The organism is Vreelandella aquamarina (assembly GCF_020075495.1).
Classification (GTDB): Bacteria; Pseudomonadota; Gammaproteobacteria; order Pseudomonadales; family Halomonadaceae; genus Vreelandella; species Vreelandella aquamarina_A.
In genome coordinates this window covers 299,128-323,112 of record NZ_JABYQT010000003.1, presented here as the reverse complement: position 1 = coordinate 323,112, position 23,985 = coordinate 299,128, and the positions used below count along the sequence as shown (strand labels likewise).

21 protein-coding genes are annotated in these 23,985 nt (G+C 57.0%); 6 read left to right on the top strand and 15 right to left on the bottom strand.

The window, feature by feature from the left end; genetic code table 11:
- Nucleotides 1-205 precede the first annotated feature (205 nt).
- From HW452_RS06925 to guaB, 5 genes are all read right to left on the bottom strand, one after another.
- Nucleotides 206-1,825: an ADP-ribosylglycohydrolase family protein gene (locus HW452_RS06925; RefSeq protein ID WP_224105363.1), complete on the bottom strand. Its 1,620-nt coding sequence runs from the start codon at nt 1,823-1,825 to the stop codon at nt 206-208.
- Nucleotides 1,826-1,850: 25 nt separating this feature from the next.
- Entirely contained in the window at nt 1,851-2,489 is a 639-nt protein-coding gene (locus HW452_RS06920; protein WP_224105362.1) for a DarT ssDNA thymidine ADP-ribosyltransferase family protein, read from the bottom strand.
- Nucleotides 2,486-3,892, bottom strand: a complete 1,407-nt coding sequence (locus tag HW452_RS06915; RefSeq protein WP_224105361.1) for a 3'-5' exonuclease — start codon at nt 3,890-3,892, stop codon at nt 2,486-2,488. The genes HW452_RS06920 and HW452_RS06915 overlap by 4 nt, the downstream gene beginning before the upstream one ends.
- 173 nt (nt 3,893-4,065) lie before the next feature.
- Nucleotides 4,066-5,643: a glutamine-hydrolyzing GMP synthase gene (gene guaA, locus HW452_RS06910; protein ID WP_224105360.1), complete on the bottom strand. Its 1,578-nt coding sequence runs from the start codon at nt 5,641-5,643 to the stop codon at nt 4,066-4,068.
- Nucleotides 5,644-5,884: 241 nt separating this feature from the next.
- Complete coding sequence (gene guaB / locus HW452_RS06905; protein ID WP_224105359.1) at nt 5,885-7,354, bottom strand: IMP dehydrogenase; 1,470 nt, start codon at nt 7,352-7,354, stop codon at nt 5,885-5,887.
- 169 nt (nt 7,355-7,523) lie between these two features.
- Here guaB and xseA point away from each other — a divergent pair, with 169 nt between their 5' ends.
- On the top strand, nt 7,524-8,861 hold the full coding sequence (gene xseA, locus HW452_RS06900; protein ID WP_224105358.1) for an exodeoxyribonuclease VII large subunit: 1,338 nt from the start codon (nt 7,524-7,526) through the stop codon (nt 8,859-8,861).
- Between the two features lie 194 nt (nt 8,862-9,055).
- On the opposite strand, the gene HW452_RS06895 is transcribed toward xseA, so the two are convergent.
- Nucleotides 9,056-9,628 carry a carboxymuconolactone decarboxylase family protein gene (locus HW452_RS06895; protein ID WP_224105357.1) on the bottom strand — a complete coding sequence of 191 codons (573 nt, stop codon included), beginning with the start codon at nt 9,626-9,628 and terminating at the stop codon, nt 9,056-9,058.
- A 14-nt stretch (nt 9,629-9,642) separates the two neighbouring features.
- A complete protein-coding gene (locus tag HW452_RS06890) occupies nt 9,643-10,968 on the bottom strand; it encodes an aspartate aminotransferase family protein (RefSeq protein ID WP_224105356.1) in 1,326 nt (441 codons plus the stop codon).
- Nucleotides 10,969-11,187: 219 nt separating this feature from the next.
- Between HW452_RS06890 and HW452_RS06885 the strand changes: the two genes are divergently transcribed.
- A complete protein-coding gene (locus HW452_RS06885; RefSeq protein ID WP_224105355.1) occupies nt 11,188-12,075 on the top strand; it encodes a MurR/RpiR family transcriptional regulator in 888 nt (295 codons plus the stop codon).
- Between the two features lie 74 nt (nt 12,076-12,149).
- Here HW452_RS06885 and HW452_RS06880 read toward each other — a convergent pair whose 3' ends face one another.
- From HW452_RS06880 to HW452_RS06870, 3 genes are all read right to left on the bottom strand, one after another.
- A complete protein-coding gene (locus tag HW452_RS06880) occupies nt 12,150-13,307 on the bottom strand; it encodes a DUF3618 domain-containing protein (RefSeq protein WP_224105354.1) in 1,158 nt (385 codons plus the stop codon).
- Nucleotides 13,304-13,759 (bottom strand): phage holin family protein, encoded by a 456-nt coding sequence (locus HW452_RS06875; protein WP_224105353.1) that lies wholly within the window; start codon nt 13,757-13,759, stop codon nt 13,304-13,306. Before HW452_RS06875 ends, HW452_RS06880 begins: the two co-directional genes overlap by 4 nt.
- 125 nt (nt 13,760-13,884) lie before the next feature.
- The gene (locus tag HW452_RS06870) at nt 13,885-14,673 is read right to left on the bottom strand and encodes a hypothetical protein (protein WP_224105352.1); all 789 of its coding nucleotides are present in this window, start codon (nt 14,671-14,673) and stop codon (nt 13,885-13,887) included.
- 712 nt (nt 14,674-15,385) lie between these two features.
- Between HW452_RS06870 and HW452_RS06865 the strand changes: the two genes are divergently transcribed.
- Nucleotides 15,386-16,240, top strand: a complete 855-nt coding sequence (locus tag HW452_RS06865) for an SDR family oxidoreductase (RefSeq protein ID WP_224105351.1) — start codon at nt 15,386-15,388, stop codon at nt 16,238-16,240.
- A 59-nt stretch (nt 16,241-16,299) separates the two neighbouring features.
- On the opposite strand, the gene argA is transcribed toward HW452_RS06865, so the two are convergent.
- The 3 genes from argA to HW452_RS06850 all read right to left on the bottom strand — a co-directional run bounded on the left by argA (nt 16,300) and on the right by HW452_RS06850 (nt 19,765).
- Nucleotides 16,300-17,634, bottom strand: coding sequence for an amino-acid N-acetyltransferase (argA, locus tag HW452_RS06860; protein WP_224105350.1), 1,335 nt, complete (start codon nt 17,632-17,634; stop codon nt 16,300-16,302).
- A gap of 175 nt (nt 17,635-17,809) precedes the next feature.
- On the bottom strand, nt 17,810-19,075 hold the full coding sequence (locus HW452_RS06855; RefSeq protein WP_224105349.1) for an inorganic phosphate transporter: 1,266 nt from the start codon (nt 19,073-19,075) through the stop codon (nt 17,810-17,812).
- Nucleotides 19,076-19,084: 9 nt separating this feature from the next.
- Nucleotides 19,085-19,765, bottom strand: a complete 681-nt coding sequence (locus HW452_RS06850) for a TIGR00153 family protein (RefSeq protein WP_224105348.1) — start codon at nt 19,763-19,765, stop codon at nt 19,085-19,087.
- Between the two features lie 137 nt (nt 19,766-19,902).
- Between HW452_RS06850 and HW452_RS06845 the strand changes: the two genes are divergently transcribed.
- Both HW452_RS06845 and HW452_RS06840 read left to right on the top strand, forming a co-directional pair.
- Complete coding sequence (locus tag HW452_RS06845) at nt 19,903-20,790, top strand: CYTH domain-containing protein (protein WP_224105347.1); 888 nt, start codon at nt 19,903-19,905, stop codon at nt 20,788-20,790.
- Nucleotides 20,791-20,886: 96 nt separating this feature from the next.
- Nucleotides 20,887-21,780 carry an ion transporter gene (locus HW452_RS06840; protein WP_224105346.1) on the top strand — a complete coding sequence of 298 codons (894 nt, stop codon included), beginning with the start codon at nt 20,887-20,889 and terminating at the stop codon, nt 21,778-21,780.
- A 57-nt stretch (nt 21,781-21,837) separates the two neighbouring features.
- Here the strand turns inward: HW452_RS06840 and HW452_RS06835 are convergent, their stop codons facing one another.
- The gene (locus HW452_RS06835; RefSeq protein WP_224105345.1) at nt 21,838-22,461 is read right to left on the bottom strand and encodes an L-threonylcarbamoyladenylate synthase; all 624 of its coding nucleotides are present in this window, start codon (nt 22,459-22,461) and stop codon (nt 21,838-21,840) included.
- A gap of 48 nt (nt 22,462-22,509) precedes the next feature.
- Nucleotides 22,510-23,448: a PHP domain-containing protein gene (locus HW452_RS06830; protein WP_425348092.1), complete on the bottom strand. Its 939-nt coding sequence runs from the start codon at nt 23,446-23,448 to the stop codon at nt 22,510-22,512.
- Between the two features lie 167 nt (nt 23,449-23,615).
- On the opposite strand from HW452_RS06830, the gene HW452_RS06825 reads away from it, so the two are divergent.
- Nucleotides 23,616-23,915: a YciI family protein gene (locus HW452_RS06825; protein ID WP_224105343.1), complete on the top strand. Its 300-nt coding sequence runs from the start codon at nt 23,616-23,618 to the stop codon at nt 23,913-23,915.
- Nucleotides 23,916-23,985 lie beyond the last annotated feature (70 nt).

Below are 23,985 nucleotides of genomic sequence, written 5' to 3'. Positions count from 1 at the left end.
GATATGTAACAACCTCCCTCTTTCATGAGGGTACTGATTGTGCATTTGGAGCCTTGGGTTTCCGGTTTCGGTCTTCAGCCGCCGTAACGATGGCTTGAGCAGACAATGAACACCACTTCTGATATTTAAAAAAGACAAGTAGCTAAGTCACTGCTTGTATCGCCCCTTATATTGACGACTGCATGCTAAATTAATTTTTATAATATTATGCCCTATTTAACCGTCTTTCACGTGCCCTTTTAGCCTTAGCTATAACAGCAACATATCCTACCACCAATTCAATACCTAATTCCCTACTAGAAATTTCTAATACATGCTTCCCTATCAACTCGGGGTCAAAATTTGATTTTATAGCATCCTCCGTCATTTCATCTAAACTCTTGGGGCATTCTTTAAAAGAGTTAGAAAAAAGCTCTCCTGATTTTTCAACTTCGCATTCACTTTCAACTAAAGAAGCACTACCATTTTTTTGTAAAGAATCGTCAACTATAAACCCAGATCGGACTTTACACAAAACACTTTGACCAAAAGGTAAATTAAACCATCGCCAAACTGCACCTTTTTGGTTTGATTGAAAAACTTCACTTTTTTCTTTTAAAACACCAAGCCCTAAAAGATGCAGCCCATCTGGAGATTTTTTTACTGCGTCAATCGCACTTTTTGGCCCTTCCCAATATAGTAAGTCTGGGTATTTAAATCCTGCAACTAATTCACCGAGACTGATTCGATAGCAACGCTCAGCTTCTGATATAAGGTAGTTTTTATCTTGTAAATCCTTGTCAAAAGTCTGGTAATTATTTAAATTAGCTCCCAACAAAGCACCAGCCATTGTAGCAATAGTATCAGTATCACTACCGAGCTGGTTTGCCATTAAAATTAGAGCATTTTCAATTCCATTTTTTTCTAGCAAGGATGCTCCTGCTAAAGAAAAAAGCGCACTCTTTAACCCTGAGCCTCTCTCACTTGAATTCATACCACCTAGAGCTTTTAATATTTCTTTATACGTACCTACTTCACTCTCGCTATAACACTCTAGTGATATCCCTACCAAGTCCGCCCATTCTTCCGCAACTTCTTCAGCAGCAGAAGAAAGGGTGAGATTGCTCTTTTCTTCCCAAACAGGTTTCCAAAAGATTGAGAGATCATAATCATTATCTATTATACTTGGTATTTTCTCAATAGCTTGGGTAAAATCTAACCACTCTTCTGGGGGTGGTATTTTATTGTACCGCATAACATAAATTAAGCACATTGCGTGCACTACAGCACCTGCTATTCCACGCAAGTGTCCATGTGTACATATCGAATTTCTGATAACGTCAGAGAGAATAGTATTTATATCAGTAAGATCAACAGCAGACCAAACATGGGGCTGTATACGCATTGCTGCACCATTACCACCACAGCTCACATAATCTACTGATTTATTTTTAAAAAAATTAGTGTACCAGTTAGTGTTTTTATTTGACAGCTCACTCGCTGCAGCTTTACTGCCTCGGCCAGCGCCTAATGCATAATTTAGCCAAGTAGGAAGCTCCACTTTAGCGAAGGACTCAACATCAAAACCTCCTTTAGAAGTTAATGCTCTAGAAGTAGCCAGTCTCAACTGAGTATCATCTGAATAAGCACCAGCTGGAAGTTCTGCATTTGCTCCAAACTTCCCACCTACTAGTCGCTTCCAAGGCTGTGTTGTTTCAATAGCGATTTGCCCAATACGTTTTTTTAAAGTATATTCGCTTGCCAATTCTGTAGGAAAACCTAAAGCATCACCATATGCAGCCCAAAGCGATGACGATAATACTTGATTAAACCGTTCTTTATTCATAATTAAAATCATCCCTAGAAGTTGCTTAATGTTGTCTAAACATAGAAGGAGCTACTTCAATCTCCACATCTACATGATTTACTGCTCTAATCTGGGCAAAAAGCTCATCAGCATGACTTTCTCCAGCAACATAAATTTTTGTTAAATATTCTGTGCTAAGCTTTTTAGGATAAAGTATTTCAGCTTGTTCACAAGTAGTAAAAGATTCATCGAGCTGAGCGCTCCTTCTAACAACATTACCACTCCACCGAGTGATACTATCACAAAACATATTTCTCAAGCCATCTTCACCAGTACAGCGCTTAACACTCGTATAAATATTATTTGTAGTAGTAAAGTAAACACCTGGATGCTCTAAAATATGCGGCGAAAAAGCAAAAATACACCACCAATAATCCTCATGAACATGCCACTTCTCGGAACAGATACTAAAAAAGCTAAGGTTGATTTTTGAAACTGATAGATTCACATAATCTAGCCATGCTAAGTCTTTATCTCTATTGCCAGCATTAGGCTTAAAAACATGCTCAAGCCTCTCGTCTGTATTTAGCCTTTTCCTCGATTTAACACATCTGCCGTCCAGGATCCCTAACGCACCTTTATTAGTGGTAAAGTGTAAAATTTCAGCAATACCTCTATTATTTATTATTTCTTTTATATTCACAAAACCACCTTCTCACACATATCCTTTTTAAAAAAATCAGCAATAACAGGTGGATCTTCAGGTTTATAACCAATAATTACGTTAGTCCTTGACCTACCTATAGCCATAGCAACTAACCGCTGAACCTTTTGTAAAAATTCATTTTCTTTACCAACCTCAAATTGTTCAACAGGTAAAGATTCATTATTCAAACCTAAAATGAACACATAATCAAACTCCAGACCTTTAGCCGAATGCATAGTACTTAGTGCAATATTTTCTTTCCCAGAAGGCCATGTTGAAAGCTTGGTTAAATCAATAAAATCAAGCTTCCTACGATCTAGTTCTTTCTTTAGATCTTTAAACCACCCCCCTCCTTTTGCTTGTAAAAAAGCAACTGACTCACTGTCCAAATCAATATTATCGTAAATAAATTTCAATGCATAACTTAACTGACTTGAGTAATTTCCTTCTAATATTAAAGGAAGATTCCCTTCTCGACTTGCTGTAGAAAAGTCAGGTATAGTTGTATCACTACCTGGACTTATCCCATCAAGAACAGAGGCAGCAAGCCTAGCAATTTGTTTAGTATTCCTATAATTCTTCACCAACTTGTAACTATTCTCAGGCCTAACTATTAATCCAACCTCGCTCCATGTAAAACTTCTAGCATAGATCCTTTGAGCGCCATCGAGTACAAAGCTTACTGTGTGTCCTTCAGACAACTGGTTCATAACAGCACGTATTTCATTTGCAGAAAAATCTTGGGTTTCATCTACAACTACTACATCATATGCAGCTTTTTTTTCATTAATCAAAGGAATAGCATTATCATGCCAATCAATGACATTTAACTTTTTCTTTAAAGCCAAATAAGGAAATATAACTTCTTTCAGAAGTTTTTCCCTAGTAGGCCTTTCCATTCTAGGAACACTCCCACGTCCATCTCTTCTGGAGTCCAAATAATCATCAAGATTTTCTTCTAAATATTTCCCTAGCACATAAGAAACTTCTTCTAATAAAAAATCCTGTGAGAGGGAGATATTTGAGCAAAGCTCTTTTATATATTTATTTGGGTAAGCAATATATTCACTATCACTTTCATTCAATGTACTTGCCCAACTTGCAAAAGTACTTACAGTTAAATCAATTTCACCACTTTTGCCTATCTGATTTCTGGCAAGCTCTTGAACATAGCCCCGTAATGTACGATTAAAGGTAAGAACTAAAACCTTCACTCTCTTATCATTATTATTTCTTTTCGATCTATTGATATAAAAGCCAACAGCTGCTCTTAATTTAAGTATTGCGGTTGTTGTCTTTCCACTTCCTGCCGCGCCTCGGATTACCTCAACACCAGAGCGAATCCTAGAGAATAGAGCAAGCTGCTCAGGTGTAGGTGTCACATCAACTAAAGCTTTCATAGTTCCCCTTGTTCAATTTTATAATACCCTAACCAAATTAGACTTTTTATAAATATCATTATGGCTAAAGTTGAACCTTATGAATAAGACAATTTTAATCAAAATTAACATAAAAAAGCCTACCATCGTAGGTAGGCCTATCAAAAAAACAAAATATCTAGGTAGTTGCTAGGTCACTCCCACTCAATAGTAGCCGGTGGCTTGCTGGAAACATCATAAGTCACCCGCGAAACCCCTTCCAACTCATTGATTACCCGGTTAGAAACCTTCTCCAGCAGCTCATAGGGCAGGTGCGCCCAGCGGGCGGTCATGAAGTCGATGGTTTCAACAGCGCGCAGGGCGATGACCCATTCGTAGCGGCGGCCGTCGCCGACCACGCCCACTGACTTGACCGGCAGGAACACGGCAAACGCCTGGCTGGTTTTTTCGTACCAGCCGGAGGCGCGCAGTTCTTCGATGAAGATGGCGTCGGCTTCACGCAGGATATCGGCGTACTCTTTCTTCACTTCGCCCAGAATACGCACGCCCAGGCCCGGCCCCGGGAAGGGGTGGCGGTACACCATGTCGTAGGGCAGGCCGAGTTCGAGGCCGAGTTTGCGTACTTCGTCCTTGAACAGTTCGCGCAGCGGCTCGACGAGCTTGAGCTTCATGGTTTCCGGCAGGCCGCCCACGTTGTGGTGGGATTTGATCACGTGCGCCTTGCCGGTCTTGCTGGCGGCGGATTCGATCACGTCCGGGTAGATGGTGCCCTGGGCCAGGAACTCGACGCCTTCGATCTTGCTGGCTTCTTCATCGAACACGTCGATGAAGGTGTTGCCGATGATCTTGCGCTTGGCTTCCGGGTCTTTCTCGTCTTTCAGTTTTTCCAGGAACAGGTCTTCGGCGTCTACGCGGATCACCTTCACGCCCATGTGCTTGGCGAAGGTTTCCATGACCTGGTTGCCTTCATCCTTGCGCAGCAGGCCGTTATCCACGAATACGCAGGTCAACTGGTCGCCAATTGCCTTGTGCAGCAGTGCGGCGACCACGGAGGAGTCCACGCCGCCGGAGAGGCCGAGCAGTACGTGGCGGTCGCCAACCTGTTCGCGAACGCGCTGTACCTGGTCTTCGATGATCTGGGCAGGCGTCCACAGCTTCTCGGCCTTACAGATATCCAGCACGAAGTGCTCGAGCATGCGCTGGCCTTGCAGGGTGTGGGTCACTTCCGGGTGGAACTGCACGCCGTAGAACTGCTTCTCTTCCCACACCATGGCGGCAATCGGGCAGCTCGGGGTGGAAGCCGTTACGGTGAACGCGGCGGGCGCCTGGGCCACCTTGTCGCCGTGGCTCATCCATACGTCCAGCAGGCCCTTGCCGGTTTCAGCGTCTACATGATCCTTGATGCCGTTGAACAGGGCGTTGTCGGCATCGATGCTGATCTGGGCGTAGCCGAACTCGCGCTTGTTGGAGCCTTCCACCTTGCCGCCGAGCTGCTCGGCCATGGTCTGCATGCCGTAGCAGATACCAAATACCGGCAGGTTCATCTCGAACACGCACTGGGGCGCACGCGGAGACTCAAGCTCGGTCACGGATTCCGGGCCGCCGGCCAGGATGATGCCGTTGGGGTCATACTCGCGGATCTCTTCTTCGGTGATATCGAAGGCACGAACTTCGGAGTAGACGCCAATTTCGCGCACCCGGCGGGCGATCAGCTGGGTGTACTGCGAGCCGAAGTCGAGAATCAGGATCTTGTGAGCGTGGATATCATTCATGGCGGTATCTCGATTGAGCCGTATGAAGGCTGCTGGTAAGGCTGAAAAGCAAGCGGCGGGAACAGTACCCGCCGCCGTTTAACTTTGAAACCTCTGATTAACTATTGCGCTTGGCCATACGGCGTTAAAAATCAACTCAAAATGCTCATTTACAAATTGTAAACTCCGCTTTTTCGTTGATTTTTGCCTTGTCTGGCCTGCGCTCATTACGTTAATCAAAGGCTTCATAATTCGCTGCCGGTTAGCTCACCCGGTAGTTGGGCGCTTCCTTGGTGATCTGCACGTCGTGTACGTGGGATTCGTTGAAGCCGGCGCCGGTGATTTGTACGAACTCCGGCTTGGTGCGCATTTCTTGCACGTCGCGGCAGCCGGTGTAGCCCATGGAAGCGCGCAGCCCGCCCATCAGCTGGTGAACGATGGCGCTCATCATGCCCTTGTAGGGCACGCGGCCTTCGATGCCTTCGGGCACGAGCTTCTCGGCACCGGCGTTCTTGTCCTGGAAGTAACGATCTGCACTGCCCTGGCTTTGCGACATCGCCCCCATGGAACCCATGCCACGGTAGGCCTTGTAGGTACGACCCTGGTAAAGCTCGACCTCGCCCGGCGCTTCTTCGGTACCGGCCAGCAAACCGCCCACCATCACGGCACTGGCGCCTGCGGCAATCGCCTTGGCCAGGTCGCCGGAGAAGCGCACGCCGCCGTCGGCGATCAGGGGAATGTCATACTCCTTGAGCGCGGCGGCCACGTTGGAAACGGCGGTGATCTGCGGCACACCCACACCGGCCACGATGCGCGTGGTGCAGATGGAGCCGGGGCCGATACCCACTTTCACACCGTCGGCACCCGCTTCGGCCAGCGCCTTGGCGGCGGCGGCGGTGGCGATGTTGCCGCCGATCACCTGGATGTTCGGGTAGTGCTCCTTGATCCAGCTGACGCGGTCGATCACGCCCTGGGAGTGGCCGTGGGCGGTGTCCACGATGATTACATCAACGCCGGCTTCGGCCAGGGCGGCTACGCGGTCCGGGGTTTCCGGGCCGGTGCCGACGGCCGCGCCTACCAACAGGCGTCCGTCGCTGTCTTTCGCGGCCATCGGGTAGGTGCGGGCCTTTTCGATATCCTGGAAGGTGACCAGGCCACGCAGGTGGAATTCGTCATCCACGATCAGCATCTTCTCGATGCGGTGTTCGCGCATCTTGGCCTTGCTGACTTCAAGCTCGGTGCCTTCGGCAACCGTTACCAGACGCTCACGCGGGGTCATGATATCGGCCACGCTGTCGCCCACGTTGGGCTGGAAGCGCATGTCACGTTCGGTCACGATGCCCACCAGCGTCTCGCCTTCCACCACCGGGAAGCCGGAGAAGCCATACTCTTTGGCCATGTTGAGCAAATCTTCGAGCTTGGCCTTGGGGCTGACGGTGACCGGGTCCTTCACGATCACGCTTTCGTGCTTCTTGACCTTGCGCACTTCCCCGGCCTGCTGGGCCATGGTCATGTTCTTGTGAATGATGCCGATGCCGCCTTCCTGAGCCATGGCAATCGCCAGACGCGCTTCGGTCACGGTATCCATGGCGGCAGAGACGAGCGGAATGTTGAGCGAGAGATTGCGGGTCAGGCGGGTTTTGAGGCTGACATCCTTGGGAAGAACGTCGGAGAAGCCAGGAACGAGAAGAACGTCATCGAACGTAAGCGCTTCTTGGGCCATACGTAGCATAGCGGCAACACCCAATATGATGTGGGAAGAAGGGGCGAGAAAAATTAATCCCCCATTATAGCGTTTTGAGGGCCGAGCCAGCAATGTAGGCATACGACCAATTATCCCTACCGCGTTGGTGGTAGGCTAGGCAGGCCACTTTCCTGCTGCTCCACCTGAGGGGATTTCCATGCCAGACGCCACTACCGCCCTTTCCGTCAGCGACCTCAACAAGCGCTCGCGCCAGGCGCTCGAGCGCGACCTGGGCGAGGTGTGGGTCGAAGGCGAGCTTTCCAACGTTTCCCGGCCCGCCTCGGGGCACATCTATTTTACCTTGAAGGATGACCGCGCCCAGGTGCGCTGCGCGCTGTTTCGTCAGCGGGCGCGGTTCGTATCCGCCCCCATGCGCAATGGCGACCAGGTCAAGCTGCGCGGGCGGGTGTCGTTGTTCGAGCCGCGCGGCGATTACCAGTTGATTGCCGAAGCGGTGCAGGCGGCGGGGCTTGGGGAGCTGCTGGCGGCGTTCGAGCGCTTGAAGGCCCAGCTGGAAGGCGAAGGCGTGTTTGCCAATACCCGCCCTCTGCCCTTCCCACCCCGCAAGCTGTTGATTCTAAGCTCTGCCACCGGCGCGGCCATTCGTGATGTGCTGGCGGTGCTGGCGGCGCGCTGGCCGCTTGCGGACGTGACGCTCATCCCGGTGCCGGTGCAGGGGGCGGAAGCGGCACCGGCAATGATTGCCGGGCTTGGGTTACTCAACCGCCAGGCAAGGCTGGACCCTGAACGCGATGTGGTGCTGATTACCCGGGGCGGCGGCAGCCTGGAAGATTTGTGGGCATTCAACAACGAGCATTTAGCGCGGGCGATCTTTCATTCCCGCCTGCCGGTGATGTCGGCAGTAGGCCATGAGGTGGATGTCACGCTTGCCGATTTTGCCGCGGATGTTCGCGCCCCTACCCCGTCAGCCGCCGCCGAGCGTCTGGTGCCGGATCAACACGCCTTGAAGCGCCAGCTGGCTGACCAGCAACACCGCCTGCACCGCGCCATAGAGCGGCGCCTGGAGCGTGATAGCCAACAGCTGGATAGCCTGCGCGCCCGCCTGCGCCATCCCGGCGAGCAGCTGAACCGTCAGCGCCAGCACGTGGCAACACTTACTCAGCGTTTAAACCGTGCCATGCAGCAAACCCTTACCCAGCAGCAAACACGGGTAACGCAGTTGGGCAGGCGCCTGGCGAGCCAGGACATGGCGCGCCTGTACCGCGCAGAAAACGAACGGGTTAGCCAGTTGAACCGCCGCCTGCATAACGCCATGCAGCGCCAGCTTCAACGCCAGCAAGCCCGCTTGACCAGCGCCGCGCGGGAGCTTAATGCGATAAGCCCCTTGGCCGTGCTGGGCAGGGGCTACGCGATTGCCCAGGATGACAAGGGTCAGGTGGTTCGCCGTGCCGATGAAACCCAGCCCGGCCAGAAGCTCTCGCTGCGTTTGGGTGAAGGCAGGCTGAGTGTCGAGGTAAAGCGGCGATTTAAGTAGGAATGCACTGAAGATATCTACGTGAGTGACTGCGTGGTATCGATCAGCCCGTAGCGGGGGTCTTTCGCCAAGGCCGGAAAACAGCTCCCGGCGTTTCCGGCATTCCCGCCATCCATGGCGGTCAGATGGCGAAAGTAGCGTCCAGGGAAGGGTTCACAGCGCCCCCGCGTAGGGCTGTTCGAGACCTTAGCTTGCTATACAGGCGGCGGCGTTAGTGAAAACAGTTCTGAGTTAGACCAGGCTTCTGCCTGAATGGCCTCATCAATCGGCGTGTCATAGGTCTTGAGTAAATAGCCTAGCACCGAGTAGAACCCCACCATCGCGATCAGGTCGATAACCGCGTGGCGCCCAATGGCGTCGGCAAGCGTTGCTTCCTGCGCTCGGGTTAGCTGATGCGTATCGAGCAGCGCATCCACCGCGTTGACGATCAGGCCATCAACGCCATTGCTTGTCTCGGGCACACCACGCACTGCGTTGATTCGCGCCTCGGAAAACCCGAGCGCCAGCGCACGGCTGACATGGTGTGCCCATTCGTAGACAGAGCCCAGGCGAAAACCGGCACGCAAAATCACCACCTCGGTCAATTCAGGCCCCAGGGCGTTGTCCTTTACCACGTGCTGGCGCAGAGGCGCCCAGGCGTTCAACAGAGCAGGATGATGCGCCATGGTGCGGTAGACGTTCAGCGCACCGGCAAAACCTTCGCGTAATTGCGCGATGTCATCCGGCCACTCGGCATCGGTGATCGGCGGGCAAGGAGATGGTTGCATGATGATGGCTCCTGTCATTCGGCAATCGCGGCGTCAATCGCCTGGGCAATCCGCTCGACCATCAGATCGATCTCAGCGGCATTGATGATATAGGGCGGCGCAAGCAGCACGTGATCGCCGTACACGCCATCGATGGTACCGCCCATGGGATAACTGATCAGCCCTCGGGCCATGGCTTGGCGTTTGATTTTGGCGTGAATCTTTCGGGCAGGATCGAAAGGCGTTTTTTGCTCGCGGTCTGCAACAAGCTCGATGCCACGGAAAAGGCCCCGTCCGCGAATATCGCCGACATGCGGTGACTCCCCCAGCGCCGCTTCAAGGCCCTGCTGCAAGCGCGCGCCCATGGCGTTGACGTTGGCAAGCGTCTCGGGTCGCGCAATGATCTCCACCACCTTGTTGGCCGCGGCCGCCGCCACCGGGTGGCCAAGGTACGTATGCCCGTGCTGGAAAAGGCCGGAACCGTTGGCGAAGCTTTCATAAATGGCGGATGACAGCATCACGGCGCCAATCGGCTGATAGCCGCCGCCCAGGCCTTTGGCAATAGTGAGAATATCGGGCGTGATGCCATCCTGCTCGCAGGCGAACATGGTACCCGTACGCCCCATTCCGCACATGACTTCATCAAGAATCAACAGCACGCCATGCCGATCACAAAGGCTGCGCACCCGTTTGAAGTAATCCGCTTCAGAAGCCACCGCACCGAGGGTCGCCCCCACCACAGGTTCGGCCACGAATGCCATGACGTTGTCAGGGCCCAGTTCGATAATCTTGGCCTCGAGTTCATCGGCAAGGCGCGCGGCGTAAGCTTCCGGAGACTCATCGCTGCCTTTATCCCGGTAGGCATAGCAGGGCGAGACATGATGCGTTTGGGGTAAAAGCGGCTGGAACTGCGCTCGCCGCATGGCGTTGCCACCGGTGGCAAGCGCTCCCAGGGTATTGCCGTGATAGCTCTGGCGCCGGGCAATGATATGCCGCCGCTCTGGCCTGCCGGTTTCCACGAAATACTGGCGGGCCATTTTCAACGCAGCCTCGACCGCTTCCGAGCCGCCGGATACCAGGTACACGTAATCCAGGCCTTGGGGTGCCAGGTTCACCAGCTGTTCGGCGAGCGCCTCTGCCGCATCGGTGGTGAAAAAACCGGTGTGCGCGAAGCAGACATTGTCGATCTGCGCGCGCATGGCGGCCAGCACTTCCGGGTGGCCGTGCCCCACGCTCGTCACCGCCGCCCCGCCCGAACCATCCAGGTAGCGGCGCCCCTGGGTATCCGTGATATACACGCCCTGCGCTGACGCCGCATGCGGCAAGGCCTGGCCAATATTGCGATGAAGAATACGCGCCATAGTACCTGTCTCTCCCGAACGTATTTTGAACGCTCTTTTGCAAGCCGCTGGAACCCACCTTGATTGAGTACAAGAGTAACACGACTTTACTCACTATCGCAACAATACAATCATTATATTAAATATTAAAACAAATGGATCATTGTTTTCAGTAAAATGCCGCGTTTACACTCATGCACCACCATTTCCAGCCCATGGCGCTTCAAGAGGCACTTTCCTATGTCCCAGAGCGATCCGCTAAGAGAGCAGATCATTGCTCGGTTCGACAGCATGTCTGCACAGCTGCAGCAGGCGGCGCGCTACGTGCTCGAACATCCAGAAGAAGTGGCCTTGGTGTCGATGCGCGAACTGGCGCGCTTGGCCGCGGTTCAGCCGGCGACCATGACGCGGCTTGCCAAGGTGCTGGGCTTTCAGGGCTACAATGACATTCGCGCCCACTATGCTGAAGCGGTGCGAAGTAAAAACGATGGTTTTGCGGCCAAGGTTCGCCAACGAGACGTTGAGGCGATCGATTCGCCGGGAAGTGACATCGCCTACCAGATGCTGCATGGGCTAAGCGCTCAAATGGCGGCTCTCTGTAAGCCAGAGCCGCTCGAGCGCCTGACGGCCATGGCCGATAGGCTCGCGGCAGCCAAAAAAGTCTATGTATTGGGGTTACGCTCGAGCCATGTGGTGGCCTGGCATTTTCATTACGTCATGTCGCTGTTAGGCGAGCGCTCAGTGCATCTGGATGGCCCGGCCGGAACGGGTGGCGATGCCTTGATGCGTGCCAAGCCGGGTGAGGTGATGCTCGTCGTATCCATCAAGCCCTACGCGCGCGATACATTGAGATTGGCGCAGTTGGCAAAAAGTAAAGGCCTGGAGATTCTCTCGATTACCGATAGCGAGGTATCACCGCTGGCAGGTATTTCCGAACATACGATTTATTGCCCCACGGAAAGCGACAGTTTCTTTCATACCCTGGCCCCTGCTCTGGCCATCTCGGAAGTGCTCTGCACGTTGCTGGCCGAGCATGACCGTTCTGCCACCTTGAACGCCTTGCAGCAGGCCGATGACCATCACTTATCCCTCGATACCTACGCGAGCACGCTTGCTCGGCGAGTGTGACCCATACAGCGCCAGCGCTAAGCAAACGTCATAAAAAAGTGCCCGACCAAAGCCGGGCACATGCCATTCATCGGTTAACGCTTGGGCGGCTCCAGCGTGTCGTCGCCTTGGGTGTTGCCAGAAGGGGTATTCGAACTCGCCAGACCCGGCGACCGGTTACCTACCGGCGGGTTAGCGACGGGGTTGGTGCTCGAGCTGATGCCGGAAGCCGAATTGTGCCCGGGGACCTGGCTACCGCTTGCAGGATTGTCGGGCGTCGGGCGAGCGCCGGATGAATGCGTGTCATGCGACGATGAGTGCTTATCATCACCATGCGTGTCGTTTTTCATATGCTCCGCCTTTTCATGAATTTTTTGCTGGGCTCTGTCCACCTGCTCATGGCCTGTCTCGGCGGCCTTGTGTAATGCGCGGTCGCGATATTCACCCAGGTACTCATCTTCCTTGCGCGTGGTCGGAAACAGGCTTGCCAGCGCGGCGCCCAGGGCAACGCCCAGCGCCCCTACGACCAGTGGATGCTCCTGGATGAAATCGCTTGAGCTGCTGCCCATGTGGCGGGCGCGGTCGGAAAGGTTATGCAGGTGATCCTGCGTGCCGTGCTGAAGATGAGACGTGGAATCGCGCATGCTACCTCCCATGTGGTGAGCCTTGTCGCCAAGGTTATGCGCTTTATCGCTTAGCTGATGCGCAACATCCTTGGCTTTTTCGCCGAACTGCTGGGCCTTGTCTTTCGCGCCCTCTGTCATGCTGCTCATACGGCCCTGATGGCTGCCGTGTGCTTGTGTACTGCCAGGTGACTGTGTACTGGTGTGTACCTGTGCGCTGCCCGGAACGTACCCCGGCGAGCTGGTGTAGCCCGGCGCGCTGCCCTGAGCATGCGTGCCTTCATGCACGGGAATGCCCGGCGTGCCGTGCGAGCGGCTGTAATGACCGGGTGCACGCGAGGGCTGCTGGCTGGAACCAGGATGGCGCTGGGCAAGCATCAGCCAGCCCAGGCCCGCGGTGGTCACCAGAAACGGCAGCGGGTTCTGCTTGATGGTAGTGCCCAGGTTCGAGACGAACTCGTTGGCACCGCCGTGGCGAATGTAGTCGTAGGACGTATTGAGCAGCTGCTGCGGGGAGAAACGCTCCTCGATCTCGTGCAGCGTGGAATCCAGGCGCTCGCGCGAGCGATGGATATCCTTCTCGATCTCTTCGGCACTGCGATGATCGTGCTGATCGTGATGGTCCGTCATTTCAACTCCTCCTTGACGTTATGCTGGTGCTCCTTGGCGAGCTGCTTGTCGGTCTGCAGGCTGTTCAGGGTACGGTTGGGCACCAGATTACGCGCCTGCAGCTTGGCAAGGGCAGCCTTGAGCATCACGATGCCGATGACCGTTACCACCACACCGACGATGATGGCCGAAAGCCAGGGCGTCATCTCCGGCGGCAGCACTTCGTTGAGCACGAACACCAGCGCTGCCAGCAGGGTAAGAAAGCCACCCAGCAGTATGGCGGCCGCCACCCCGATGGCCGCAAGCGCCAGCATGGCCTGGTGGGTCTTTTCCGACATTTCGGTCTTGGCAAGCTCGGCCTCGTTGCGCACCAACGAGGTGATTTCCTGCATCACGGTGGACAACAGCGAACCAACGGATGCGCCCTGCGATGACGCGGGCTGTGACGGGGTCGTATTGTGATCTGAATCCATTCCTGGCCTCCCTGCCCTTGAAGGGCTCTAATCTCTGCCTGGCCCGGTTACCCGCGCCAAGCCCTTTATGCATCGAGCGCCAACCAGCGCAGCCAACGCTCTACAGCGCCGTGCTGGCCGCTGACTCAGAGACGGCCAGGGCCGCCTGGCTTGTCTATCGAGCCCGCACCACCGGGGCTGCTGCTCGTGCCGGGCCGCGAAGACTCGGTGCCCGGCGTGCCCGTGCCCAGCGTACCGGAGCCGGTACGGCCTGAGCCGGACGTGCCCGTGCCTGGCGTACCTGAACCAGGCGTACCAGAACTTGGTGCACTAGAACCGCCTGGGCGCGTCGGGTCTTGCGTTGCGCTTGCTGGTGAGCCCTGCATGATGCCGTCGGAGGGGTTGCCCGGAGTAGGCGATGCCTGGTTGGAGTAAGCACCCGATGGCTGGTACGGCTGCCCCTGAGCAGATGAGTGCCCCTGCGAGGAGTGCGAGTGCTGGTTCGAGCTGCGCAGAAAGCGCGTTGCCAGAAAGCCTGCGGCAATCGCCCCGCCAAAGAACAGGGCCGGCTCGCGGCGGCTGAAGCTCTGGGCTTCCTGCCACAGGCTTTTCAGGTCCTGGTCGCGCAGCTTGCTGGAGAAGCGGTCGGTCGTGTCGGCCAGCCTTCTCGCCTGCTGGGAGAAGTAGGGCTGCTCTTGATCGTCGAACTCGTCCGCCATCTTGTTGATGACGCTTGAAAACTTGTGCGTCTGGTCGGCGGCGGTGTCGCGCTGCTGCTTGTAGAGGTTTTCCGCCTGCTGCTGCGCCGCTTCGCTGACATCGTGAACGGCATCCCGCCCCTGCTGCTTGAGATGCTCGGCATCCGCTGAACCTGAAGACGTCGCGCCTTGATGGGATGTGGAACCTGGGTCAGCCTGTTTTCCATGATCATTCATCTGTCATTTACTCCTTGTCGTTTCACGCGTTTCAGCATTGATAAATGCGTACTTGAAGTGAAACAAAACGAACTGGACCGCCAAGAATCAAACGTAATGGAAAAGCGATAATCGATCATCGTTATTACGACTATCCTTGTTTACGCTTAATATAAATCGCTTTTTCACTATAGTGTGCCTTACTACCTTGTCAATTTTCTCACGCCAGGCCGTCTGCAGGCGTCAGGAGATTTAATCAATATCAATTGAGCGCCAGTAAAAAACATTAAACGTGGCAGTATTTTTTTATTTCCAGCGTTTGCGCATCGCAGATGAAGCCACTACGCCCAGCGCCTCCTGCCTGCAGGTCTGGCACCCGAAGTAGCCCCACGAATCGCAACATAACAAGCGCATTAAATTCGCCCACCTTGATATAAAACGAACTTTTCAAATTATTTAAACTGCAATTAAGCGTTTTCTTTAAAAGCGACAAAGCATGTTTCAATTAATTAAAACTCATTAGTCGACTTATTCAGGCATGGAAGGTTTGGCTATCGTTAACAATTTAAATCAACAAGCATGAAAAGATAGGGCTAACAATGAAACTCTGGGGGCGTTACCAGTTTGGCCCTGGCAGGCTGCGTAGGCTAGGGTTAAGAGGCGAAAACGGGCGGGCGTTTATTTTCTCGCCCGCCTCATGAAGGATTAACGTGCCAACAAGGAGTCACTGCACATGAGCGAGCAACAGCAACCGCCCCAGCACCAGGAAAAGCAGCCGGGCGATGAGCATGAAATGCACCCGGAACCCGAATTTATCCGCACGAGCTACAAAGGCACCGAAAAGCTTCTGGATAAAGTCGCCATCATTACCGGCGGCGACAGCGGCATCGGCCGCGCCGTGGCGGTTCACTACGCCCGCGAAGGCGCCGACAGCGTGATCGTCCACTTGAAAGAGGACGAGGACGCCGAAGATACCAAGGCCCTGGTAGAAGCCGAAGGCCGCCGCTGCCTGGTGCTCAAGGGCGATGTGGCCGAGCCTGCCTTCTGCCGGGAAGTGGTGGACAAAACCGTTGAGCATTTCGGCAAGGTCAATATCGTGGTCAACAACGCCGCCGAGCAGTACGACTGGAGCGATCTGACCGAAATCCCCGATGAGCAGATCATGCGCACCTTTCAGACCAACATCTTCAGCCATTTCTATCTGACCAAGGCCGCGCTGCCGCACCTGCAACAAGGCGACACGATTATCGAGACATCCTCGATCAATGCCTTCAAGGGTAACGATACGCTGATCGATTACAGCGCCACCAAGGGCGCCATTCAGGGCTTCATGCGCTCGATGGCAATGTCCTTGATGGATCGCGGCATTCGTGTGAACGCCGTCGCCCCTGGGCCGGTATGGACGCCGCTGATTCCAGCGAGTTTCGATGACGAGAAGGTCGCGTCCTTCGGCGGGCAGGTGCCCATGAAGCGTGCCGGCCAGCCAAGCGAGATGGGCCCGGCCTATGTGTACCTGGCAAGCGAAGAGTCTTCCTACATGACAGGCCAGACCCTGCATCTCAACGGTGGCGTCATTTTAAACACCTGACGCCCTCAGGCGGGGCGGCTCGGGCCGCCCCGCCGTTTACTCGCCTCGCTTGCTCGTCGTTACGGTCTGGCACCGCCCTCGCCTGCCAAGGTCTTCATCAACACCTTGGATTTACGCGCGTGGTTGTAGGCTTCCCGCTTCAACGGCGGCAGGTCGTCGAGCGTGGCGGGCTTGAAGCCGTGCTCCACGAACCAGTGCGCGGTGTGGGTGGTGAGCACGAAGATGGCGCTCAATCCGCGCTTGCGGGCGCGGCGCTCCAGAGCTTCGATCAGCCGCTCGCCACGCTCCCCGCCGCGGTAGTTGCCGTGTACCGCCACACAGGCAAGCTCGGCCACGCGGGAGTCGGGGAACAGGTGCAGCGCAGCACAGCCGATCACCATGCCGTCACGCTCGATCACCATGTAGTCATCGATCTCGTGCTCCAGCCGCTCGCGGGAGCGGGCGACCAGCATGCCGCGCTGCTCAAGAGGTTCGAGCAGTTCGAGCAGGCCGGCGATATCGTTGAGCTTGGCCGAGCGCAGCTGCTCGTAGCGGTGCTGGGTGATCATGGTGCCCACCCCGTCGCGGGTGAACAGTTCGCCCAGCAGCGCATCGGGGTTGCGCCAGGAAAGCAGGTGGGTACGGGCCACGCCTTCGAGCGCTGCGTTGCAGGCCGCGTTCAGGTGGCGGGCAAGCTCGCTGCCAGGCTGGGCGCTGGCAAGCCGGGGGTCGGCCTCGGCCGGGCTTAGCTGGCGCAGCAGTTCGCCCTCGTCGTCCTCAAGCCCTTCTGATTCACCCAGCAGAATCAGCTTGTCGGCCTTGAGCGCCACGGCGGCGTGCTGAGCGACTTCTGCCGCATCCAGGTCGAACACCTCGCCGGTGCTGGAAAAGCCCAGCGGCGGCAGCAGTACCAGCGAGCCCTTGTCCAGAAGCCCTTGAATGGCGTCCGCCCGCACACGACGCACCTCGCCGCTGTGGTCGAAATCCACCCCTTCGCGCACGCCCAGGGGCTTGGCTGTAACCAGGTTGCCGGAAATCACGCTAAGTTCCACGCCGTGCAGCGGCGTGCTCGGCAGGCCAAGCGAAAGCCGTGCTTCGAGCCACAGGCGCTGGTGCGCCGCCACCTGCTCGACATGAGCCATGACGGCGCGGTCGGCCACCCACTTGCCGTTCACCCGAGTGGGCTCGACACCTGCCAGGCTCAGCGCCTCGTGCACCTGCGGGCGCGTGCCGAATACCACTACCAGACGCACACCCAGGGTGTGCAGCAGGGCCAGATCCTGAACCAGCTGCTCCCCGCGGCCGGACGCCATGGCTTCGCCCTCGATCAGAATGACGAAGGTTCGCCCCCGGTGCGCATTGATATACGGGGACGCGTTACGAAACCAGTCAACAAAAGGGAAGTGCTTATCCAAGGCCGCTCTCCGGCAGCAGGTGAAAAGAAGGCATCCGGCGATTGCCTCGCCGTGCGGGCTACTTTACCAGAGCATAAAAAACAGCGGCACCTTGCATTGCACGTTGTCGTTGCCAACCTGCATGAAGGTGCCGCTATGGGGCCAGGCGTTCAACGCGCTGGCTGGCGCGCGCTTGTCAGCCGAACATGCCCTTGAACATGAAGAAGAACACGATGGCAAGTCCCGCGCCGGCGGGCAGCGTGATCAGCCAGGAGAGCACGATGGTGCCGATGACACGCAGGTTGAGCGCCGCCATGCCGCGCGCCAACCCTACCCCCAGCACCGCGCCCACCAGCGTATGGGTGGTGGAGATGGGCAGGCCGGTACCAGAAGCCACGACCACGGTGGTGGCAGCGGCGAGCGTGGCCGCAAAGCCGCGGCTCGGGGTCAGTTCGGTAATCCCGGTGCCCACCGTGGCGATCACCTTGTGACCATAGGTGACCAGGCCAAACACGATACCGCTGCCGCCCAGCACCAGCACCCACCAGGGGACGAGGGCAGCGCTGTCGATCATGCCTTCACTGCGCACCACGCTGATGACCGCTGCCAGCGGGCCCACCGCGTTGGCCACATCGTTGGAGCCATGGGCAAACGCCATGGCGCAGGCGGTGAAGATCATCAGCACGCCGAACACGCGCTCCACGTTGGCATAGCCGAAATGGTCGTTGGCGCTCTTGGTGTACTTGATACGCTGCTGCATCACGAAGCCCAGCCCCATGATGATCACGCCGATCAGAATCGACAACAGCAGGCTCTGGCTGAAGGTCAGGTGCAGGCCAACGTGGGAGAGCCCCTTGGTCAGCGTGACCATGGCAACGATGAAGCCGACCAGGAACACATAGCCCGGCACGTAGCGCTTGGCGGCGGCAAAGGGGTCCTTGCTTTCAAAGATCAGGTGCTGCACGGATTTGAACAGTACAAAGGCGATGGTACCGGCCAGCAGCGGCGATACCACCCAGCTGGACGCGATCTGGCCGACCTTGCCCCAGGCCACGGCCTCGACGCCCAGGCCCACGGCGGCAAAACCGACGATCGCGCCTACAATGGAGTGGGTGGTGGAAACCGGCCAGCCGCGCGCCGAGGCCACCATGAGCCAGATACCCGCGGCCAGAAGTGCCGAGAGCATGCCGTACACCAGAAACTGTGGGTCGGCTTCGAGCAGGTTGGCATCAATGATACCGCCGCGAATGGTGGCAGTGACCTCGCCACCGGCAAGCCAGGCGCCTAGAAACTCGAAGATGACGGCGATGATGATGGCTTGCTTGATGGTGATCGCCTTCGATCCCACGGACGTTCCCATCGCGTTGGCCACATCGTTGGCGCCAACGCCCCAGGCCATGAAAAAGCCGAACAGGCAGGCCAGGATGATAAAAATCTCACCGTGCTGGGCAATAATTTGCATGGGGTTCCCTTAGCGTGCGGTCAAAATCTGCAGGCGGCTGCCCACGCGCTCAGCGCGGTCGGACACTTCACCCACCCATTCGATGATCTTGTATAAAAAGATGACATCGACCGGTGGTAATTGGCTTTCAAGCTGAAACAGCTGGCGACGAATCGCGACTTGCTGGCTATCGGCCTGATGTTCAAGATTATGCAGTTCGCGGATCATGTTCTGGATTACATCGGAGACGTGGCGGCCAAAGCCGGACTCCAGCAGCTCCATCAGTTCCTCGAGTGCCTGGCGCGCCTGGGCGACGCACGCCACACTGGTGGTCATGTAGTCGCGCATGGGTTCGGCCAGCTCGTCGGGCACGCGCATTTTACGTCCCAGCATGATGCCGGTAATGTCGCGTACCTTGTTGGCGATCTTGTCCTGAACGCTGATCAGGTCGAGAAGATCCGACCGGGAAACCGGCAGGAACATGGTGTTGGGCAGGTTGAGCCGCAAATCCGTCTTCAGTACGTCCGCCTCGTGCTCCAGGCGGGTGACGTTTTCGCGCAGCGCCGTTGCTTTGTCCCAGTCACCGGCAAGCGACGCTTCAAAAAACGGCAACAGCTGGTCGGCGCATTCATTGGCCTTGACGATGTGGGCCAGCAGCGGCTGGAATGGCGAGCGGCCGAACATCGCAGAAAAAGGGTTGGAGGTAACCATAAAGCCTTTAAGCCTGTTTTCGGGAAGCCTGGAAATGGCGACGCCAGTATAAAGAGTGCGTTCGCCGCCGTCATGAAAAGTTCATATCGGTACCGAAAAATTCATCAACACGTCATCATCTAAGGGTGGCTATTGTCATGGAAAATGCAACACCTATCGAAGTCGAGCTCAAGCTGGCGCTCGCGCCAGGCGGCGCCGAGGCGCTGATGCGCCACCCGGAGCTCATGGATCACCCGCCGCTTGTCCAGTCGCTGGCCAACCGCTATTACGATACGCCGGACGACGCCCTTGCCCGCGCTCGCATTGCCCTGCGTCTTCGCCAGGTGGATACCCAGGTGCTGCAGACGGTAAAGACCGCAGGCCAGGGCGGCGGCGGGCTCTCCAGCCGCCAAGAGTGGGAGTGGCCGGTCGAGCGTACTGAACTCGACCGGGAGGGCCTGGCCGCCCTGCCGCCTTTCAAGGGCGAGCTTGGCGGGCAGCTCGAACGCCTGGCTCCCCGGCTGCGCACCGATTTCACCCGGCACAGCTGGCAGCTTGAGTGGCAGGGTAGCCATATCGAGCTGGTACTGGATCAAGGCGAGATCGAGAGCGGCATGTACACCACGCCCATCTGCGAAGTGGAGCTTGAACTGAAAGCGGGCGCTCCCGAGGCACTCTGGTCGCTGGCCCTGGCGCTTGCCGAGCGCGTGCCGCTTCGACCTTCGGATAGCAGCAAGGCGGCGCGTGGGGCCGCACTGCGCGCCCAGCAGTGGCCGCTGCCGGACGCCCGCTCGCCAGGCCAGTGGCTGCATCGCGCCACGCTCGCCCTGGATGCCTTTCACGACAGCCAGCATGCTACCTACCTGCAAGACGCCCGCGAGGCGCTCGAACAACTGGCAGGCCACCCCGAGCTTGCCGATGACCTGAAGGCCCAGGCAAGCTGCCTGCCTGCCGCGCTCGATGACGATGGCCAGCCAGGTACTGCCTGTGGCGTGACGCTGCTCACGCTTTCCCATCGTTTGGCGCTGCAAAGCGCGCTAAGCTAACGCGGTCTTGACTCGCTGCCGATGCGTTTTCGGCCACGCGCTTGTCGGCACCGTACGCCGCAAAGGTAGACGTATTTCCATTTCGCCAGGACCCTTATGAGCTTTCATTTGACTCCGGCTGCCGAAGGACTTCGTACGCAGCTGTTTCACATCATTTTCGAATCCGATACGCCGGCGGCCAAGGGGTTCGATATCGCGTTGATCGCCATGATCCTGGGCAGCGTGGGGGTGATACTGCTGGGCAGTGTACAGGCGGTTTCCCAGGAGTATGGCTGGCTTTTCTACTATCTGGAGTGGAGCTTTACCATCCTGTTCACCGTGGAGCTTGCGGTCCGCATCTACTGCCTCGAGCGCCCTGCCCTGTACCTGAAGAGCTTTTATGGCGTGGTCGATCTGATTTCGATCCTGCCGGCCTGGCTGGTCCTGCTGGTGCCCGGCTTCCATGCGCTGGTGATCATCCGTTTTCTGCGCGTGCTGCGTATTTTCCGCATTCTGCGCCTGATGGAGTTCGTCGGGGAAGGACGCCTTCTGATCGAGGCGCTCAAGCGCAGCGTGCGTCAGGTACTGCTGTTTTTCTGCAGCATTTTCATGGTGGTCACCATGTTCGCGGCGCTCATGTACACCATCGAGTCACCGGAAACCGGGTTCACCAGCATTCCCATGTCGATCTACTGGGCGGTGGTCAGCGTGACCACCGTGGGCTATGGCGATATCGTGCCGGGTACGCCCCTTGGCAAGGCGATTACCGTCATGCTGATGCTGATCGGCTACTCGATCATCGCCGTGCCCACGGGCATCTTTTCGGCCCAGGTGATCCGTTCCATCCGTGAAGACCGCTACTCTGATGAAGCCTGCCCCGGCTGCGGCCATGACCGCCACGAAAAACGCGCCCGCTACTGCCTGCGCTGCGGCACCTGGCTGGATGAGAACAGCGAAGACCCACGCAAGAAGGACCAGGCAGACAAGAAGGACCAGGCAGAAGAGACGTGACGGCGCCAGGCACTTGATGCCCGCCATGCCCTTGCGGTCAAGGGCATGGCGGGGGGGTCAGCTGGCAAAGGGGGTGGTATCGCCGCGCCCTTCGCGCACGATTTTCGGCGGCAGCTCGCGCAGGTCGATCACGCTGGTAGGGTCCAGGTGGCAGGCGCCACCGTCGATGATCAGATCCAGGTGCGCGGCAAAGCGCTCGCGGATCTCTTCGGGGTCGTTCATGGGCAGCGTCTCGCCTACCGGAATCAGCGTCACGCTCATCAACGGCTCGCCCAGTGCTTCCAGCAGCGCATGGGTAATGCGGTGGTCGGGCACGCGCACGCCGATCGAGCGGCGCTTGGGGTGCAGCAGAAGGCGCGGCACTTCGGTGGTCGCGTCCAGAATGTAGGTGTAAGGTCCCGGCGTGTGCGCTTTGAGCATGCGGAAAATGGCGTTATCCATCTTGGCATAGGTGCCAATTTCCGAAAGGTCCGAGCACATCAGGGTGAAGTTGTGCTTGTCATCCAGCGAGCGCAGCCACTTGATCTTCTCGATGGCCTTTTTCTCGCCCAGATGGCAGCCCAGCGCATAGCCGGAATCCGTGGGGTAGGCGATCACGCCTCCCTGGCGGATGATCTCGATGGATTGGTCGATCAGGCGCTTTTGCGGGTTGTCCGGATGTATCTGGAAGTACTGGCTCATTGTCTGCTCCTGGCCGTCGGTACGTTTTCGTCCATTACATGGTACTTCTCATACCATAGCTGACATGGCGGCCAATGGCCCGGGCGGAGCGTCGCGCAGGTGCTCAAGGCGCGGATGCTGCCAGATGGGCGGCGCGGCGGTGCGCGGCACCACGCTCATGCTGCCGGGGGCAGCGTGGCTGCCCGGGAAGTGGAAATCGCTCCCGATCGAAGCGTAGAAACCGCGCTCGACCAGCTGGCGGGCAAGGTCGCGCGTGCTGTCCGGATTCTGCTGGCCGCTGACCAGCTCCGCCGCTTCGCCGCCGGCTGCCTGAAAATCATCCATCAGCAGCCCGCGCTTGCGCCGGGTCAGCCCGTAGCGCAGCGGGTGGGCGATGACCGCCACGCCGCCTGAGTTCACCACCCATTTGACGGCCTCGCCGATTTCCGGCCAATGCGCCTTCACGTCGCCCTTCTTGCCGCTGCCCAGATAGCGCTTGAACGCTGTGGCCCAGTCGGACACCAGGCCGTCGGCGACCAGTGCCCGGGCAAAATCCGGCCGCCCCAGCGGGCGGTCACTGCCCGCCTGCTGGCGGGCTTTTTCCAGAGCGTTTTCAAGGCCGGCCTTCTCCAGGCGCTCGGCAATCACGTTGGCGCGCTGGATACGCGCCTGGCGCTGCTGTTCGAGCCCCTCTATCAGGGGGCCTTGAACGCCGCCGGGCACCAGGGCGACGACATGAATGTTGATGCCTTGCCAGCGGGTGGACAGTTCGCAGCCGGGCACGAGGCAAAGCCCCGCCTGGCGTGCCGCCTGCCCGGCTTCATCGATACCCGCCATGGTGTCGTGGTCGGTCAGCGACATGTGGGTAAGGCCGCGCGCGGCGCACAGCGCCACCAGCTCGCCAGGCGTCATGGCGCCATCCGAGGCGGTCGAGTGCATGTGCAGGTCCACCGGATAGCGCTGGTCGGCATCGAACGTGGCGGGAAGTAACGTTGGAAATAGGGGCATGGGCATGACGCCGTGTGGCGAGTTTGTCAGAATAGGCGGGCCGCCCGCGCAGCGCGATGATACCGAACGCCGGGCGATGGCCGAATGCCCGCCATGGTGCGCGCTTATGCAGGTGCGGTCAATGCCGTACAAAGCGCTTTACCCTGTGTTCCAAAGGAGTTATCCCCATGCTGTATGCAATCATGAGTGAAGACGTGGCCGACAGCCTTGAACGGCGCATGGCCGCGCGCCCCGATCACCTGGCACGCATTGAAACACTGCGCGATGAAGGCCGCCTGGTGCTGGCAGGCCCCCACCCGGCGGTGGATACGGAAAACCCGGGTGATGCGGGATTCAGCGGCAGTCTGATCGTGGCTGAATTTGACAACCTCGAGGCCGCACAGCGCTGGGCGGACGCCGATCCATACATCATTGCAGGCGTGTATGCCAAGGTAATTGTGAAGCCGTTCAAGAAAGTTTTGCCTTGACCAGGGGGGGCGACTGTGGAGGGTCCGACGGCTTTTTCACAGAGCCTGTGGAAAACTCTGTGCAAACCCG